The 18122-nt window shown below is 34.8% G+C and carries 15 protein-coding genes and 1 tRNA gene; 13 read left to right on the top strand and 3 right to left on the bottom strand.

Annotated elements, in window-relative coordinates; all coding sequences use genetic code 11:
- The coding region (locus ABIZ51_09425) for a putative LPS assembly protein LptD (protein MEO7088999.1) at positions 1-2443 on the top strand (2443 nt) is incomplete at its 5' end.
- Between the two features lie 144 nt (positions 2444-2587).
- On the opposite strand, the gene ABIZ51_09420 is transcribed toward ABIZ51_09425, so the two are convergent.
- A complete protein-coding gene (locus ABIZ51_09420; protein MEO7088998.1) occupies positions 2588-4027 on the bottom strand; it encodes an oligosaccharide flippase family protein in 1440 nt (479 codons plus the stop codon).
- Positions 4028-4143: 116 nt separating this feature from the next.
- Between ABIZ51_09420 and ABIZ51_09415 the strand changes: the two genes are divergently transcribed.
- From ABIZ51_09415 to ABIZ51_09385, 7 genes are all read left to right on the top strand, one after another.
- Positions 4144-5295 carry a glycosyltransferase family 1 protein gene (locus ABIZ51_09415; GenBank protein MEO7088997.1) on the top strand — a complete coding sequence of 384 codons (1152 nt, stop codon included), beginning with the start codon at positions 4144-4146 and terminating at the stop codon, positions 5293-5295.
- The gene (locus tag ABIZ51_09410; GenBank protein MEO7088996.1) at positions 5276-5875 is read left to right on the top strand and encodes a ribonuclease HII; all 600 of its coding nucleotides are present in this window, start codon (positions 5276-5278) and stop codon (positions 5873-5875) included. Before ABIZ51_09415 ends, ABIZ51_09410 begins: the two co-directional genes overlap by 20 nt.
- A gap of 50 nt (positions 5876-5925) precedes the next feature.
- The gene (locus ABIZ51_09405) at positions 5926-8625 is read left to right on the top strand and encodes a DUF3352 domain-containing protein (protein ID MEO7088995.1); all 2700 of its coding nucleotides are present in this window, start codon (positions 5926-5928) and stop codon (positions 8623-8625) included.
- A 64-nt stretch (positions 8626-8689) separates the two neighbouring features.
- Positions 8690-9550, top strand: coding sequence for a glucose-1-phosphate thymidylyltransferase RfbA (rfbA, locus tag ABIZ51_09400; GenBank protein MEO7088994.1), 861 nt, complete (start codon positions 8690-8692; stop codon positions 9548-9550).
- Positions 9551-9561: 11 nt separating this feature from the next.
- Positions 9562-10497 (top strand): NAD-dependent epimerase/dehydratase family protein, encoded by a 936-nt coding sequence (locus tag ABIZ51_09395; protein ID MEO7088993.1) that lies wholly within the window; start codon positions 9562-9564, stop codon positions 10495-10497.
- On the top strand, positions 10494-11474 hold the full coding sequence (locus ABIZ51_09390; protein ID MEO7088992.1) for a polyprenyl synthetase family protein: 981 nt from the start codon (positions 10494-10496) through the stop codon (positions 11472-11474). The genes ABIZ51_09395 and ABIZ51_09390 overlap by 4 nt, the downstream gene beginning before the upstream one ends.
- Positions 11475-11539: 65 nt before the next feature.
- Positions 11540-11613, top strand: a tRNA-Ala gene (locus ABIZ51_09385).
- A gap of 7 nt (positions 11614-11620) precedes the next feature.
- Here the strand turns inward: ABIZ51_09385 and ABIZ51_09380 are convergent.
- Entirely contained in the window at positions 11621-12361 is a 741-nt protein-coding gene (locus ABIZ51_09380) for an outer membrane beta-barrel protein (GenBank protein MEO7088991.1), read from the bottom strand.
- Between the two features lie 237 nt (positions 12362-12598).
- Here ABIZ51_09380 and ABIZ51_09375 point away from each other — a divergent pair, with 237 nt between their 5' ends.
- The 5 genes from ABIZ51_09375 (at position 12599) to ABIZ51_09355 (ending at position 17134) form a co-directional block, all read left to right on the top strand.
- Positions 12599-13480 carry a leucine-rich repeat domain-containing protein gene (locus ABIZ51_09375; protein ID MEO7088990.1) on the top strand — a complete coding sequence of 294 codons (882 nt, stop codon included), beginning with the start codon at positions 12599-12601 and terminating at the stop codon, positions 13478-13480.
- A gap of 90 nt (positions 13481-13570) precedes the next feature.
- Complete coding sequence (locus ABIZ51_09370; GenBank protein ID MEO7088989.1) at positions 13571-15262, top strand: M3 family oligoendopeptidase; 1692 nt, start codon at positions 13571-13573, stop codon at positions 15260-15262.
- Positions 15263-15277: 15 nt separating this feature from the next.
- Positions 15278-15493 carry a YwbE family protein gene (locus ABIZ51_09365; GenBank protein ID MEO7088988.1) on the top strand — a complete coding sequence of 72 codons (216 nt, stop codon included), beginning with the start codon at positions 15278-15280 and terminating at the stop codon, positions 15491-15493.
- Positions 15494-15932: 439 nt separating this feature from the next.
- Entirely contained in the window at positions 15933-16337 is a 405-nt protein-coding gene (locus ABIZ51_09360; protein MEO7088987.1) for a hypothetical protein, read from the top strand.
- A 95-nt stretch (positions 16338-16432) separates the two neighbouring features.
- Entirely contained in the window at positions 16433-17134 is a 702-nt protein-coding gene (locus ABIZ51_09355; protein ID MEO7088986.1) for a 3'-5' exonuclease, read from the top strand.
- 99 nt (positions 17135-17233) lie between these two features.
- Here ABIZ51_09355 and ABIZ51_09350 read toward each other — a convergent pair whose 3' ends face one another.
- Complete coding sequence (locus ABIZ51_09350) at positions 17234-18055, bottom strand: hypothetical protein (protein MEO7088985.1); 822 nt, start codon at positions 18053-18055, stop codon at positions 17234-17236.
- Between the last annotated feature and the right edge of the window lie 67 nt (positions 18056-18122).

The following is an 18122-nucleotide window of genomic DNA, read 5'->3' as shown; positions in this document are numbered from 1 at the left end:
TTTTGCCGATACCGATAGCATCAAAAAAAATATTCCTGTAAAGCCGAAAGAGGATAATCCTTTGAAATCAAAAGTAACATACAGTGCTGATGATTCCATCCATTTCGACGTTGCCAACCAACATGTTTTTTTATACGGAAATGCAGAAGTAACTTACGAAGATGTGAATTTGAAAGCTGCTTACATCGAATTAAATTTAGCGGACAATACGGTTTATGCCTGTGGCAAGCGAGATTCTTTAGGTAAAAGTTACGGATTGCCTGATTTTAAACAAGGCACGGAGAGTTTTAAAGCACAAAGTATTCGATACAATTTTAAAACGAAAAAAGGAAAAATTTCAGAAGTATCCACCAAAGAAGGCGAAGGATATATTCATGGCGAAACCATCAAAAAAGATTCCAACAACACGATTTATATTAAAAATGGGCGTTACACAACGTGTGATTTAGCACATCCAGATTTTTACATTCAAGCATCTCGCATCAAAATTATTCCAAATAAAATGATTGTTACTGGTCCTGCATATCTGGTGATTGAAGACGTTCCGACGCCATTGGCAATTCCGTTTGGTTTTTTTCCGAACGCTAAAGGACGTAGTTCCGGAATTATTATTCCAACCTACGGAGCATCGGATAATTTGGGTTATTATTTACGCGATGGTGGTTATTATTTTGGCATCAACGATTATGTGGATGCAGCGCTGAGAGGTGATATTTATTCTCGCGAAAGCTGGGCTTTACATGCTTCTTCGGATTATAAAAAACGCTATGAATACAATGGTTTTTTTGATTTCAGTTATTCCAAAATGTTATTGGGAGTTCCGGAAACGCCTTCTTATAATAAGGAAAATGATTTTTTTGTGCGTTGGTCGCATACGCAAGATCCGAAAGCCAATCCATCCAGTTATTTTTCTGCCAGCATTAATGCCGGAAGCAGCAAATACAATACGTACAACGCAACAGATGCAACGGATTATTTATCCACCACTTTTCAATCCAGTGTTACGTATACAAAATCTTGGCAAAATACGCCGTTCAATTTATCCGCAAATGCATCGCACAACCAAAATACAATTACCCATCAATTAACTGTCAGTCTGCCGCAAATTACCTTCAGTATGAACCGTATTTATCCGTTTAAAAGCCAGTCGGACATTGTTCAGAAATGGTATGATAAAATCAGTTTAAGTTATTTGGCAAACGCGAGTAATAGCATCAATACGTACGATTCTTTGTTTTTTCGTCCAGCAACATTGCGGCAAATGCAAAATGGGATGCGGCAGGTGATTCCGATAAGTACGAATTTTAATCTTTTTAAATACATCACATTTACACCCACTATCAATGCTTCGTCTGCGTGGTATTTTCAAACCATCCGTGAGCAATATAATTCCAAGCTAAATTCGGTTGTTACCGATACCGTTCAAGGTTTTAGATCTGCTAATAATGCCAGTTTTAGTGCACAATTTAACACACGTATTTACGGAAATTATATGTTCCAAAATATGAAATTAGAACAAATTCGGCATGTAATGATTCCTACTTTCGGATTTACATATCAGCCTGGTTTTGGCGGACAAAAATTCGGGAATTATTCCGTTCAAAAAGATAGTTTAGGCGATATTCAAAATTATTCCATTTTTCAGAATGGTATTTACGGATCCTTGCCAGCCAATGCTTCTGGACTTGTTACGTGGTCCTTGGATAATAATTTAGAAATGAAAGTACGCGAAAAAAATGATACTGCCACGATCCATAAAAAAATAACTTTAATTGAAACATTTCAAATATCATCAGCGTACGATGTTATCGGAAAAACATGGCAAAACATTACTATTTCAGGGCGAACCAAAGTATTTAAGAAATTGGATGTTACGTTTAATGGAGTGATTGATCCGTATAGGGTAGATGCACAAGGAAATCAATTGGATGAATTGCAATTTCAACACGGCGAAGGTTTAGGGAGGCTTACCAATGCTACACTTTCACTAAGTACCAGTTTTAGAAGTACTGATATTACCAAAAAAACAGCTTCTGTTACAACGCCGCAAAATCAGCAGCAAATGAATAAAATTAACGCTTATGCCGATGAATACGTGGATTTTGACATTCCTTGGTCACTCAACGCCTATTTTAATTTACTTTATAACAATTACCAAGTGCCACCTCTTGTGCAGCCTCAAATAACTCAATCGCTTAGTTTTAGCGGTGATTTAGAGCTTACCAAAAATTGGAGAATCGGTTTTAGTTCAGGTTATGATTTCGAAAGCTCCCAACTCACCTATACTTCCTTAAATGCTTACCGCGATTTGCATTGCTGGGCGATGGAGTTTTCGTGGATACCTTTTGGTTTCCGACAAAGTTACAGTATCAGCATTCATGTTAAATCGTCTGTTTTGCAGGATTTGCGCCTTACTCGCCGCCGCGATTGGTATGATTATTAAAGTTAAATATTATTTAATCATTCAAAAAAATAATTTTTCGAAGCACTTTTTGTTAGGTAGAAATCGTGTTTAAAAAAATAATTATTCGAACGTGTTTTTTTGAGGAATTTTGTGCTCTGAAAAAATAATTTTTCAAACCTAAATTTATCCGTATTTCAAAATCCGAAGCATGGATTTAATACGAATCAGTTTAATGATAAACGCCCATAAAATGCAACCTGCGCCCATCAATACAAAATTTATTTTCCAATCGTAAGGCATTTGTTTGGAAAAATAATTGATGAAAATAACACCCGCAATGAAAACAAGAATGGTACTTATTAAACGGTAGTTGATTTTAAATTTAAAAACATATTGTACGATAATTACTTGTGCAGTTGCCGTGAGAAACTGCGTGGTTAAACTAGCGCATGCGGAACCAAGCGCTTTGTAATGCGGAATCAAATAAAAATTTAATAAAATATTTATCACCATACCGCAAGCTGCCATGATGTTGAGTTGTTTCAAATTGTTATTGGCGGTTAATAATGTGCCGAAGACATACGTGGTGGAAATAGCGATAAAACACGACATCAATATTCCGAATACCGGTGAGGAATATTCTGTGTTGGCTTTGTAAAGGAAGGACATCATTTCGTGCGAATAAAAAAAGCATCCAGCGGCTACAATCACAGAAAGTGTGATGAGCATGGTGAAAGACAATTTGACGAGATGTTCCACCGATTCTTTGTATTTTATCATGCGCGAAAAAATAGGAAGCAATAATCCTGCAAATAAAAACGCAATCATGTTAGAAGCATCTAATAAACGAAATGCTTGCGCGTAAATGCCTGATTGCGTGGCTCCATCAGGAAGCATCCGTTCCAGCATTACAGAGTCAATTCGGTTATAAAACGACATTAATAAAACTAAAACGGCAAAAGGGTAACTCTGTTTTAAAATCATAATGAAAAAGGCGAAATGCCATTTCAATTTTAGAAATTTTGCTTTTTTCATGACAATAATAGAGGTGATGAGTGCTGTCAAAAAATAGCCAGTGGTTTGTGCATACACAAATAACATAATGTCCATTTTCAGATTAAAAACATGTCCCCATAAAATAGACGCACAAAGTGTAATCTGAATAACTCTATCTAATATCGATACAACACTGTCTGTTTTGAAAAGATGTAATCCGGCAAGGTTGGAGCGCAAATACAAAATAAAGGAAATGAGAAATTGATTCACGCCAAGTACAAAAAGCAATTTCATCAAACGTACGTCATACCCAATTAATAATCCACATAAAAGCGTTGCAGTCATGTAAACACAAGCAAGCATGATTTTTAAAATAACTAAACTCGAAAAATGTTTGTTGAGTAAATGATTGTTTTGTGCAATGTTTCGGTTATTGAAATTGGTGATGCCGATATCCAATAAAATATTAAGTAGAAAAGAAAAATTAAATAAGGAGAAATAAAGACCGTAATCGGCTGCACCTACTACATTTTGAACGGTTCTGTCAATACCGAAAATCCATATCGGTTTGATGAACAGGTTGAGTGCTAAAACAAAAGCTAAATTGGTAACGAATTTTTTTCGCATGCTAATTTTAAATCTTATTACTTTTGTGCTCTTACGCCGATAAGTGCGTTCGCAAAAATATTATTTTAAAACGGTTTTGCGTAAAAATAATTTTTTTAATTCAATTCTTCTATCCATTGGAAATTGTCGTCAATACACGCCTGCTTTTAAAAAACAAACTCGAAGGAATCGGTTGGTTTTCCTACGAAACATTGAAAAGAATTACGCAGCAACATCCCGAAGATCATTTTATTTTTGTCTTTGATCGTGATTTTGATGAATCGTTTATTTTTTCAGATAATATAACGCCAGTCGTTTTTTTTCCTCAAGCGCGTCATCCGATTCTTTATTATTGGTGGTTTGAATTTTCGCTTGGTAAATTTTTAAATAAAGCAAAACCAGATGTGTTTTTGTCGCCAGATGGCTACCTTTCGCTTGCTGCCAATGTGCCGTCTTTGCCAGTTATTCACGATTTGAATTTTGAATATTATCCACAAGATTTACCTTTTTCATTCCGAAAATATTATCAACATTTTTTTCCACTTTTTGCGAAAAAAGCTGCACGAATTGCTACTGTTTCGGAATATTCGAAACAAGATATTTCCAAATTATACAGCATCTCTCCCGATAAAATTGACGTCGTGTACGATGGTGTCAATACCCTTTTTTCTCCGATAAGTGAAATTGAAAAAATAGCGGTAAAGCAGAAATACAGCCAATCTTGCGATTATTTTTTATTTGTAGGTTCATTGCATCCTCGAAAAAATATTACACGTTTATTACAGGCTTTTGATGCATTTAAGAAGGCAGCGACTTCTGCGATAAAATTAGTGATTGTAGGCGAAAAGTATTGGTGGACAAGTGAAATGGAAGCTGCGTACGAAAAAATGAATTTTAAAAATGAGGTTGTTTTTGTGGGTAGAATGAATGCCGAACAATTGTATCAAATAACGGCTGCCGCATTTGCTATAACTTACGTTCCGTATTTTGAAGGTTTCGGAATTCCCTTGTTGGAAGCGATGAAATGCGATGTTCCGGTAATTACGTCCAACGTTACTTCTATGCCAGAAATAGCTGCCGATGCAGCTTTGCTAGTAGATCCTTTTTCCGTAGAAAGTATAAAGGATGGGATGTTGAAAATTTCTCAAGACGAACAATTTCGTAAAATGTTAATCGAAAAGGGAAGAATTCGAAGTGCGCATTTTTCGTGGGATAAAACAGCGTCTTTGCTTTGGAATAGCATCGAAAAAACAGTTTCAGAAAACCCGTATGCTGGAAAAATACTTTGATAAAAAATTAATTGAGGCTGGTTGTGATGAAGCCGGTAGAGGCTGTTTGGCAGGACCGGTCTATGCAGCAGCAGTTATTCTTCCGAAAAATTTTAAGGATTCTTTGTTGAATGATTCGAAACAATTAACCGACAAACAACGCAAAATACTACGCCCAATTATTGAAAAAAAAGCGATTGCTTGGGCAGTTGGAATCGTTGATAACAATGAGATTGATAAAATAAATATTTTGAACGCCTCTTTTTTAGCAATGCACCGTGCGATTGAAAAGCTTTCGAAAAAGCCGCAATTGCTGCTCATTGACGGAAATCGGTTTACGAAATATAAAAAAATTCCGCACCATTGCATTATTCAAGGCGATGGAAAATATTTATCGATTGCCGCGGCATCTGTGCTTGCCAAAACGTATCGAGATGATTTTATGGATGATTTGCACGCGCAATTTCCGCAGTACAATTGGCTCAAAAATAAAGGATATCCTACACGCGAGCACCGCGAAGCCATAAGAAAAATAGGAATTACGGATTTTCATCGAAAAACATTTCGGATGTTGCCAGAACAACTTACATTTCCGTTTTAAGCTGCGCTTTTATTCCTAATTTTGATTGCGAAAAACCGAGCGAAAATTTCATGTTCAAAAAAATATTTTTCGGAACCTTTGTAACTGCTGTTATTGTAGCAGGAATTTTTGGTTTTTTTTATCTTAGAAAAATAAAAACACCTGTAAGTACTGCTATTAATGCAATCCCTGCGGACGCTGTTTTTATTATTCGAAGTAATTCAGCAGATATATTTTGGAAAAAAATTTCTCAGAATAACATTATTTGGCAAGATTTTTTATCGGAAAATATTTTTTCGGACATCAATAAAAATGGATTTATTATAGATTCGCTTATTCAAAATTCTCCTGATATTATTGGATTGTTGGATGAAAATCCTTTTTTTATTTCTGCTCACGAAACACAAAAAAATCATTTAGATTTCCTTTTTTCCTACAGTTTGCCTGATATTACTAAGCGTGAAATAGTAGAGGATTTTATTAATAAATCATTTAAGGATAAAAAAAAATACACACAAAATTTCGATGGAATATCAGTAAATTCAATCTCTGTAGAAAAAAATACGAAATTTAATTATGCTTTTTCGAAAGGTATTTTTATTGCCGGATTTAATTTAACACTTGTACAAAAAGCCATTCAGCAAACAGAAAATGGCACATCTTTACTGCAGGATAAAAATTTTTCACAAGTATTTAATACAGCTGGAAAAGCCGTAGATGCAACACTTTTCGTGAATTATGAACGAATCCATTCGAGTTTAAATACGTATTTAGAAAATGAAAATCGAGACTTCTTTTCACCTTTTGCAAATTGGACGGCGCTTGATTTTTCAGTAAAACCGAGCGAAGTAATGCTGGATGGTTTTTCTGTAGCAGACATTTCTCAAAAAAAATTTCTTAATTTATTTTCTAAACAAAAGCCTCAAAATATTGAGTTAACAAGCGTTGTACCTGCAAATACAGCAATGTTTCTTTTGATGGGAATAAGTGATGTTACTTCTTTTAAAAATGATTATTCTGAATTTTTAAATCGAAAAAAAAATTCTGACACACTCGTAAATGTCGTAAAAAAAAATATTTTTTCGTGGACCGAAAATGAAATTGCCTTGGTTGTTACTGAACCTGAAAGCAGCGATTGGTCGGACAATGCGTATGCTATTTTTCATAGTAATGAAATCGAGAATGCAAAAGCGACATTAAATAATTTAACAGATTCCCTGAATGCACTTTTGGAGTTAAAAACGGATTCTGAGAATTATCAAGGTGTTGGGATCTATCATTTGCCGGTAAAAAATGAACTTTCCGAAATTTTTGGAACTATTTTTTCGTCGATAACAAATAATTATTACACTATTGTTGGAGATTATGTTGTGTTTGCAAACAGTTCGGAGGCATTGAAAAAATTTATTCAAGCCAATAAAAGTGGCAAAACATTGCAAAATGATATCTATTACAAAGAGTTTTCAAGCGATCATTTAGACAAAGAATCGAATGTTTATTTTTATGCGAACATTGCTCGTTCCACCAAAGTGTTGGAATCAGTTTTAAAAAATAATTTTTCGAAAGAGCTCGAAAATAAATTGCCACTTCTTCAAAAATTTCAAGCTTTCGGAATTCAATTTAGTGCGGATAAAGGAGTGTTTTATACAAATGCCTATTTCAAACGAAATCCCATCTACAAAAAAGAAAGTAACTCTATTTGGGAAATAAAATTAGACACCACGGTGAGCACGCAACCGTATTTTGTTACGAACCATTTAACAGGTGAAAAAGAAATTTTTGTGCAAGACGATGCGAATAAAATTTATCTCATCAGTAATACCGGAAAAATTTTATGGAAACAATCGCTGGATAAAAAAATAAAAGGTGGTGTAACGCAAATTGATCGGTACAAAAACGACAAATTGCAATTGCTTTTTAATACCACTTCTTCTATTTATTTGATTGATAGAAATGGAAAAAATGTGGAAGGTTATCCTGTTAAATTGCCTGCGAACGCTACTAATTCGCTTGCTGTATTTGATTATGAAAACAACAAAGATTATCGGATGATGATTGCTTGCGCAGATAAACATATTTATAATTATGAGGCGGATGGAAGTTTGGTAGATGGCTGGAAATTTGATGTTTCAAAAAATGTGATTCTCGCACCTATTGAGCGTTGTACGGTGGCTGGAAAGGATTACATCGTAGCGATTGACAGTACTGGAGATACTTATTTTTTAGATAGGCAAGGGAGAACGCGACTTCAATTGCAAAATACGTTACATGCTCCCGTAACTCATTTTTTTATTGATGCTGAAAAAAACTTGGAGCAGTCGAAAATTATTTGTGCCGATACACTTGGAAATATTCTTCGTTTAAGTTTTCGAGATGAGCCAGAAACCATTAAGATTGGTGATTTTAAAGAAAATCCATATTTTGATTACAAAGATTTAGATAATACTAAAATTCGAAAATATATTTTTCTCACGCATGAAAAATTGTCGGTTTATAATCCAGATAAAAGTTATTCGTTCAGCTATGATTTTAAAACGGAAATGAATAAAAAACCTTTATTCTTTTTGTATCCTGATAATAGTGGAAGAATAGGAGTGGTGTCTAAAAGCACAAACGAATTATTTCTGATTGACAATAACGGTAGACTTTGTAGCGGCTTTCTTTTGTATGGAAATACGCTTTTTAGTATTGCAGATATGAACAACGATGGGCAACTTTATTTGATTACAGGAAGTCCAGATAAAAATATTATTTTGTATCAATTGCAGTGATGGAAAATTGATTTGTCGCACTGTCATTAATTGTTTTATTTTTGTTTCTTTAAATTACAAATTCATGAAAGGAATTATTTTAGCAGGAGGATCTGGTACACGCCTACATCCGCTTACATTGGCGGTTAGCAAGCAGTTAATGCCTGTTTACGACAAACCGATGATTTATTATCCGCTTTCTGTGTTAATGATGGCGGGCATTTCAGAAATATTAATTATTTCTACACCTCATGATTTACCGAGTTTCGAACGTTTATTGGGAGATGGAAAAAGCCTTGGATGCAGCTTTAGTTACGCTGCTCAGGAAATTCCGAATGGGTTGGCACAAGCGTTTGTAATTGGCGAAAAATTTATCGGAAAAGAGAAAGTTGCCTTGGTATTGGGCGATAATATTTTTTACGGTGGTGGCTTGGGAAGATTGCTTCAAAACAATAAAAATCCGGAAGGTGGAGTGGTATTTGCATATCACGTGTCGGACCCAGAACGTTATGGTGTGGTGGAGTTTGATGGCGGGAATAAAGTTATTTCCATCGAAGAAAAACCGGAGAAACCGAAATCCAATTATGCTGTCCCTGGACTTTATTTTTATGATAATAGTGTGATAGAAATTGCTAAAAATTTAAAACCAAGTGCGCGCGGAGAATACGAAATTACGGATGTGAACAAAGAATATTTGAAACGTGGAAAATTAAAAGTGGGCATTTTAGATCGCGGCACAGCGTGGTTAGATACCGGCACGTTTGCTTCGTTGATGCAAGCTGCTCAATTTGTGCAAGTGATAGAAGAACGTCAAGGATTAAAAATCGGATGCATCGAAGAAATAGCCTACCGCATGGGATACATCAACAAAGAAGAATTAAAAAAAATAGCGACACCATTGCTGAAAAGCGGCTATGGAAAATATTTGATGCAATTATCAGAATAATAAAAATTGAAATGAACAAAATACTTGTTACTGGAGGTGCCGGATTTATCGCAAGCGCAGTGGCTGAAAAGCTAGCGGAGAATGCGGAAAATTTTGTCGTTATTGTAGATAACCTCCTTACGGGAGACGTGAAAAAAATCCCTGCATCCAAACACTCAAACATCAAATTTATTAAATGCGATGTAAATAATTTTACAGATATTTCAAGCGTTTTTTTCGCTTATTCTTTTGATTACGTTTTTCATTATGCCGCCGTAGTGGGCGTAAAGCGTACTTTGGAGCACCCTGTAATGGTTTTAAATGATTTAGAGGGAATAAAAAACATTCTCAATCTTTCCAAAAATACAGGAGTGAAAAGAGTGTATTATTCTTCTTCTTCCGAAGTATATGGAGAGCCGGTGGAATATCCGCAGAACGAAGAAACAACTCCGTTAAATTCTCGTCTTCCTTACGCTATTGTTAAGAACGCGGGCGAAGCCTATCTTAAATCTTATAAAAAAGAATTTGGGCTGGATTATACTGTTTTTCGTTTTTTCAATACGTATGGACCGAAACAAAGCAAAGATTTTGTGGTATCGAAATTCATCGCGGCAGCATTAAAAAATAAACCTATTTCGATTTACGGAGACGGAAAACAAACGCGTACTTTTTGTTTTATAAATGATCACATCGAGGCGTGTATCAACGCATTTTATCAAAATAAATTTGTGAACGATGTGGTAAATATTGGCGGAAACATTGAAGTTTCGATATTGGAATTGGCGAATACGATTATCAAAGTGTGTCATTCTTCTTCAAAAATTAATTTTTTGCCGGCTCTGGAAGAAGGCGATATGACGCGTCGGAGGCCAGATATTTCAAAAATGAATTTATTATTGGATCGACCACTACTTTCATTGGAAGAAGGCTTGAAACAAGTGCTTCAAAATACCCGATTTATTCTGTGAAAACAATTGAACAACTCCGAGATTTTTTTAGCATCGAGTTAGAAAATTTTTCTGAAAAATTAATTTTTTCACCGGAAGAATTATACCGCCCAATTACCTATATGCTTTCGTTAGATGGAAAAAGAACGCGCCCCGTTTTGCTTTTAAATGCTTGCGAAATGTTTGGCGGAAATATCAAAAAAGCTTTGCCAGCTGCGCTTTCCATCGAGTTGTTTCATAATTTCACATTGATGCACGATGACATTATGGACAAAGCTCCTTTGCGTCGCAATCAAACAACGGTGCATCAAAAATGGAATGAAAATGTAGCTATTTTAAGTGGTGATACTTTGTTGGTAGAAGCTTATAAATGTCTCAGTAAATGTGAGAAAAAAAGTTTTTCAAATGTGTTTTCTATCTTTAATTCTACCGCGATTGAAGTGTGCAGAGGACAACAATTGGACATGAATTTCGAGACGCAGAAAAAAGTTTCTGTGAACGATTATTTGGAAATGATTACGTTAAAAACGGCCGTGTTAATTGCTGCCAGCTTGAAAATAGGCGCGCTTACGGCGGGAGCGACAAATACGGAAGCAGAAAAAATATATGCGTTCGGAAAAAATATCGGAATTGCTTTTCAATTACAAGATGATTTGTTGGATGTGTATGGCGACGAAACAAAATTCGGAAAACAAACGGGCGGCGATATTCTTGCGAATAAAAAAACATTGTTGCTCATCTCAGCGCTCGATAAAGCAGACAATGACACGCGAAAAAAATTAAAAAAAATAGTTGCTCAAAAAAATAATTTTTCGAAAGAGAAAATAAGTGCTGTCAAAAAAATATACGATGAGTTGGGCGTTAAAAGCATTGCAGAATCGTACATTCAGCAGTATTATAAAAAAGCGATGAAAAATATGGACGCCATAAAAATTCCGGCATCTAAAAAAATAATTTTGAAATCGTTTGCTGAAAGTCTTATGAACAGAGAAAAGTAAAGAAAAAATAAAAATTTTGTCAATCAATTATTTAGTATTTTTGTTCCGAAAAAATAATTTTCAAAGGGGGATTAGCTCAGCTGGCTAGAGCGCTTGCATGGCATGCAAGAGGTCACCGGTTCGACTCCGGTATTCTCCACTTACAATTACATTTTGTATCCGATGGCGATACTCAAACTCGAATTTCTGAAATACAATTGGTTAGAAGTTCCGTTGCCAGTATATAAAAATGGTGTGAGGTTGTATTTGTATATAAAATCAATGAACACTGCATTTTGTAATAGGCGGTTGTTGTGTTGAAAGCCCAGACCAGTTTCTAACAAACTTCCTGCTACTTTTCCGAAAAGAGGATATTGAACGGCGAGATTGGTTTGCCCTTTCCAAATTTGATGTTGCGTAACATCCGATAAAATACTTGCGTGAGCGTATAACATATAATGAAGTGCCCATCCGGCGACAAAATAAAAAGTGTTTTTATTGTCCTTTTCACTCGAGAAACTTTGCTTTACCAATAAAGGAATTTGAAGTTCGTTGGTAGAAAGAGTATGCTCGTAATTAAAATTTTTATCGTAAATAACAGAATATCCTCGTTCAAAATAATAGGAATTAAAAGTCATGCCTTGCCGTACGTATTCGATTCCTGCAAGAATACTCAAATTGGTACGGAACAAAATTTCTTCTTCTGCGCGGATATTAAACCCTGGAGAGGATTTCGTATTCGCCGTATAATCCGAATTGTTTTGATAAAAAGAAAGTACTGGAGCAATTGCAAATCTTTTTTTTAATTCAAAAGTTTGCAAAAAACCGTTGCCTTGTGCCAACAGCATTTGCTGCGAACTGCAAAAAAGCAGCATCGAAAAAATAATTTTTTGAACCCTGTTTTTCATCCGAAAAAATACGCGCAAATGTAAGCAGAAAATGATGGTAGAAACACTTGTAACCGTTTTTTCATAAGAAATAGAAATGAAGTACTTAAAAACAGGATAAAAGGGAGTCTAAAATTAATTTTCTTGCAATAGCTTTATTTTATTCTTTCTCCTCAAAAAATAATTTTCAAGGATATTTTTCTCACACGAAAAATAAAAAGTAAATTGCTCCAACAAAAATTTCAGTATCAAAAAATAATGCTCCGAAAATTAATTTTTTACATCGTTTTTTTTATTCCTTTAGTTGTTTTTTCGCAAGACGAAACGTCCTCGCCTTTTGATTTATACGGACCTCCAAACACCTTTACGTATAAGGATATTAAGAGTGCCATCAAAGAAGCGGACGAAGTGTATAAACTTAATTTAACCAACGAAACGGTTGATCCAAAATGGTTTTTAAAAATCGGGAAACTGAAAAATGTAGAAGTATTTACGATAGGTTTTAATGGCTTTACACAATTGCCAGATGATTTTTCCAAACTCGATAATTTGGTTTATTTTTCGTCTGTAGGAAACCCGTTTGTTACTTTGCCAAGTGATATCGGGAATTGCAGCGGCTTGATGGAAATGAATTTAAGTTTGACAAATCTCGATTCTTTACCTGCAAGCATTGCCTATTGGCAGCGTTTGGAAAAATTTTCGATTCAAGATAACAAAGCAGATACGTTAAAACTTCCCAATAATATCGGTTATTTGAGCAGTTTAAAAACCTTGTCTATTTCCAATTCTCCTTTAGATACCTTGCCGCGAACAATTGGTTCTTTACAAAATTTACAAACGCTTTCGCTGATTGCTTGTAAATTAAATCGGCTTCCAAAAGCATTGGGAAAAATAAATTCTTTGCAAACGTTGGAGTTGGATAATAATAATTTAATTGCGTTGCCGGAAAGCGTTTGCCATTTGCATCATTTACAATATTTGTCGTTGCGGAATAATAAATTTACGCATTTGCCGGACGAAATTTGTTTTCTGAAAAACCTTACTACACTTGACTTGCGAGGAAATAAATTTTCTCCTTACGATATCGAAATTTTGCAGGCATTGTTGCCGAAATGTTCTATTTTGTGGGATGCAAAATAAATGCCTCCAAAAAAATAATTTTTCAAATCTCAAAAAAATATTATTCTCAAAATAACTATCTTTACAATCATTTTTTAAAAACAAAACCTCATGAAATTCAATGATATCAAGTATTCTCGTCCAGATGTTAAAATGTTGGCGGAAAAATTCAACGCGCTTCTCAAAAAATTTAATGGAGCTTCGGCTTTTGAACAAAAACAATTAATGAGCGAAATCAACGCTTTGCGCAACGATTTCGATACGATGGCAACACTTTCTAGCATTCGTCATTCGATAGATACTAACAACGAATTTTACAATGCTGAAAAAGATTTTTTCGACAATAACGGACCTACAGTCGAGGGTTTAATCAGCGAGTACTACAAAGCTTTGATAAAATCTTCGCATCGTTCGGAATTAGAAAAAGAATACGGAAAACAATTGTTTACGATTGCGGAAATGTCAATAAAAACATTCTCTCCAGAAATTATCGAAGATCTTCAAAAAGAAAATCAATTGGGCAGCGAATACACGAAAATATTGGCTTCTGCGAAAATTAATTTTGATGGAAAAGAATTAAATCTTTCTGATTTAGCAAAATATACAACGTCCGATAAACGTGAAGTTCGTCAAGAAGCAAATAAAAAGAAATACGAATTTTTCACAAAACATGCCGCAGATTTAGATCGTATTTACGATGAATTGGTAAAAACCAGACATAAAATGGCGCTTAAATTAGGCTTCAAAAATTTTGTGGAAATGGCTTATTTCCGAATGTTGCGCAGCGATTACAATGCAGAGATGGTGGCTTTTTATCGCCAACAAGTAGAAAAATTTATTGTGCCAATTGCTAGTAAATTACGTCAGAAACAAGCCGAGCGTTTGGGTTTAAATAAATTAAAATTTTACGATGAAGCAGTTGATTTTAAAACTGGGAATGCTGCGCCTAAAGGCGATCCGGATTGGATTCTAAAAAATGCGATAAAAATGTATTCTGAACTTTCTCCAGAAACAAAAATATTTTTCGACCACATGGTGAATGATGAAATGATGGATTTGGTTTCTAAAAAAGGAAAAGCTGGTGGCGGTTATTGCACGTACATTGGCGCTGAAAAAAGTCCATTTATTTTTTCCAATTTTAATGGAACAAAACACGATATTACCGTTCTTACACACGAAGCCGGACACGCATTTCAGGCATATTCCAGTCGTAATTTATCCGTTCCAGAATATTTTTTCCCAACCTACGAAGCTGCCGAAATACATTCGATGAGTATGGAATTTATTACTTGGCCTTGGATGGAATTATTCTTTAAAGAGGAAACAGAAAAATTCAAATTCTCGCACATGAGCAGCTCGCTTTTGTTTTTACCTTACGGAGTTGCTGTGGACGAGTTTCAACATTGGGTGTATGAAAATTATGAAGCTACGCCTGCCGAAAGAAATACAGCTTGGAGAACTATCGAAAAAAAATATTTGCCACACCGCGATTATGATGGAAACGAATTTTTAGAGAAAGGTGGTTTTTGGCAACAACAAGCACACATTTATCAAAGTCCGTTTTATTATATTGATTACACATTGGCTCAAATTTGTGCTTTTCAATTTTGGAAAAAATCGAACGAAAACAGAGTACAAGCTTTGGCGGATTACACCAATCTTTGTAAACAAGGTGGCAGTTATTCCTTTTTAAAATTAGTTGAAATTGCCAAATTAGTTTCGCCTTTTAGCGGAGGATGTTTAGAATCTGTTGCCAACGAAGTAAATCATTGGTTAGAAAGTGTAGATGATTCGAAGTTTTAAATAGAACTTAATTTTATGGAAACGCTTTCAGACATCAAAAACGGACAATACCGAAAAAACATTCAGTTGGGAATGGAAGTAAATGTGGTGCTGAAACGCGATCAAAAAACCGGCAAACTTACTTCAGGGAAAGTGCGCTGGATACTCACCAGTAAACCTTTTCATTCACACGGAATTAAAGTAATGCTCGAAACACGAGAGGTTGGAAGAGTGCAGGAAATCGTGGCTTGAAAAATTATTTTTTTGAAGACTCTTTTTCTTAATTTCTTTTTTCTTGAAAAAAAAGAAACAAAAATTCAAGGCTTGGATTTCTCCTTTCATTTTAGCTTCCCGAAAGCTATTCGTTGGGTGATTTCCTCGTTACTCTCGGAACTTCCCAATCTCATCACGCTTTCATTTTGCTAAAATTTTATTCGAAATCCGATGCCATTTTTCTGTTCCAAAAAATAATTTCTCTATGTTATTTGGACTTGCATCAAGACAAAAGAAAGAAAATAAATTTTTATTCCTGAAAATACACGCGTTTAACACGTCTCGAAACATTGAAATTTTAAAGAGTGCCAGAAATTGCGTTTCGAAAAATTATTTTTTTCATTGCTAATTTTTTCGTTCTTTTGAATAGAGAAAAAACGTTCGTGTAAAAATGACACTTATTTAGATTTTATTTCCTGTGAAAAAAGACATTCATCCGCCGCTTGTAACCGATGTGGCGCTCGCCGTTGTGAAAGATTCGAACGAATTTGGTGAAGCAATTTGGAACATTTATTTACTCAATTTAAAAAAAGAAAACATCACACACGTATTGGTTACCTCAAAAGGGTACGGAAATTACAACGGAGAAGAAGTGAAAACGTCAACGCTACGTCATTTTTTTGAAAACGTTCCAGCGCAAAATGCGATAAAAATTGAGCCGATTATAGAAGGACTTTTTGGACTGAACAACGAGTATCTATTGAGTTTTTACATCAACAAAACTTTGTACGATAAGAAATATGTTTTTTTAGCGGAAAGTATTCAAGAAGAAAATTTAATTACGCTACCCATTCTTCATAAAAAAGGAGTGATGATAAAATAATTTTGAAGCCTGTATTTTCTATGTTACAGACGAAAACGAAAAAATCAACGTTATGAATGTGCAAGCATTTATTTTGACAAAGAAAAAATAATTTTATGGGCGATAAAAAAATAAAAATCGAAGACATCCTTTTTTTGGATATTGAAACTGTACCTATTGTTTATAATTATGATGAAATGGACGAAACGATGCGCCATTTATGGGATCATAAATTTATTTATCAAAAAGAGGCTGATCCTGTGGAGGGCTATAAAAAAGCAGGTGTTTATTCGGAATTCGCAAAAATAATTTGCATTTCTGTTGGTGCTTTTAAAGAAGGAAATTTTCGTTTAAAATCTTTTTTCGGCGACGATGAAAAAATAATTTTAGAAAATTTTTCTGCGCTTCTGAATCAACATTATAATAAAGAACAACATCGGCTTTGCGCGCACAACGGCAAGGAATTTGACTTTCCATTTATCGCGAGAAGAATGCTCATCAGCGGAATAAAACTGCCAGAAATGCTTGATATTGGCGGTAAAAAACCTTGGGAAATAAAACATTTAGATACAATGGAGTTGTGGAAATTCGGTGATTATAAAAATTATACTTCTTTAAATTTATTGGCAGCCGTTTTCGGAATTCCAACGCCAAAAGATGACATTAACGGAAGTGATGTGGCGCGTGTGTATTGGGAAGAAAAAAATATTGCTCGAATTGCAACTTATTGTCAAAAAGATGTTTTAACGGTTGCTCAACTTTACCTGCGGATGAAAGGTGAAAAAATGATTTCTCAAGAAAATATTTTCATCGTATAAATAGTGTGTCGAAAAATTAATTTTTCGACACGTAAAAAGACATAAAAAAATCCTTCGCGTAAATGCGAAGGATTTTTCAAAATAAATTCTGTTCGATTATTATGGAAGTGTGATATTATACGTTATTCCATTAATAGTAAGCGTTGCTAAATTATCACAATTTCCATTCCCGAAATCTAAAATACGTGTTGATTTTCCATTCGGTGTAATATTTACAGTTCCGCTTCTAATCCAATGACAATCTAATACCCAATCCAATGGTTTCGTAATTTGAGTGGTGTAACTGATTCCATTTGCATCCACACCTGTAGAACCTCCAATTACATTGTATTCATCCGTCGGCGAATAAGCTGTAATAGATCCATTTACCATAGTGCGTGTTCTGTTAGCGTTCCAAGTGTGTACTTTTCCATCAGCGCGCGTAATTTTTATATTTGCGTTCACCGACCAAAAATACTGCCCAGAAGAATTACGTCCCATATTTGTAACCGTTTTCGTACCCTGAACATTGTTTTCGTTCACATAATAATTACTAAATGTAATGGTGCGAACGGAAGCCGAATCAAAATAATGGTTCGTATAATTTACAATAATTTCACCTCTTCGGTATCTGCCATCCATACACATACAATCTGTTGTCCCAAAATTAATTGTTAATACGTGTGCAGAATCTTTAACGGTTGCACAAGTACTTAACACATTATCTCCGCCTTGCTGCGGACGGTAAGTTGTTTGTCCTTTTGCTGCATTGTCAGCAATGTTGCTGGCATCTTGCGAAAACAAGCTGGCTTGAGCGTTGTCAGCGCCAGATTCTGTATCTCTATCTTGAGGTGCGTCGGAATTTTTTTTGCATCCGATAAAAATAAAGGCTAAAAAAGCTGCGCTTAAAAGTCCTTTAATTAAAATTTTTTTTGTTTTCATGGATTTATTTTTTACGTTTTTGTTTGATTAAATGAATAGACAAATTAGTGTAAAAAAGGTTTAAAAT

The organism is Bacteroidia bacterium (assembly GCA_039924845.1).
Lineage (GTDB): Bacteria > Bacteroidota > Bacteroidia > DATLTG01 > DATLTG01 > DATLTG01.
The sequence above is the reverse complement of the archived record's forward strand: the minus strand, read 5'-3'. Positions and strand labels throughout refer to the sequence as shown.

Excerpts from the sequence above, each read along its gene's own strand:
- ABIZ51_09420 (MEO7088998.1), bottom strand. The coding sequence starts at position 4,027 with ATGCGAAAAAAATTCGTTACCAATTTAGCTTTTGTTTTAGCACTCAAC.
- ABIZ51_09410 (MEO7088996.1), top strand. The coding sequence starts at position 5,276 with ATGCTGGAAAAATACTTTGATAAAAAATTAATTGAGGCTGGTTGTGAT.
- ABIZ51_09405 (MEO7088995.1), top strand. The coding sequence starts at position 5,926 with ATGTTCAAAAAAATATTTTTCGGAACCTTTGTAACTGCTGTTATTGTA.
- rfbA (MEO7088994.1), top strand. The coding sequence starts at position 8,690 with ATGAAAGGAATTATTTTAGCAGGAGGATCTGGTACACGCCTACATCCG.
- ABIZ51_09395 (MEO7088993.1), top strand. The coding sequence starts at position 9,562 with ATGAACAAAATACTTGTTACTGGAGGTGCCGGATTTATCGCAAGCGCA.
- ABIZ51_09380 (MEO7088991.1), bottom strand. The coding sequence starts at position 12,361 with ATGAAAAACAGGGTTCAAAAAATTATTTTTTCGATGCTGCTTTTTTGC.
- ABIZ51_09375 (MEO7088990.1), top strand. The coding sequence starts at position 12,599 with ATGCTCCGAAAATTAATTTTTTACATCGTTTTTTTTATTCCTTTAGTT.
- ABIZ51_09370 (MEO7088989.1), top strand. The coding sequence starts at position 13,571 with ATGAAATTCAATGATATCAAGTATTCTCGTCCAGATGTTAAAATGTTG.
- ABIZ51_09365 (MEO7088988.1), top strand. The coding sequence starts at position 15,278 with ATGGAAACGCTTTCAGACATCAAAAACGGACAATACCGAAAAAACATT.
- ABIZ51_09355 (MEO7088986.1), top strand. The coding sequence starts at position 16,433 with ATGGGCGATAAAAAAATAAAAATCGAAGACATCCTTTTTTTGGATATT.
- ABIZ51_09350 (MEO7088985.1), bottom strand. The coding sequence starts at position 18,055 with ATGAAAACAAAAAAAATTTTAATTAAAGGACTTTTAAGCGCAGCTTTT.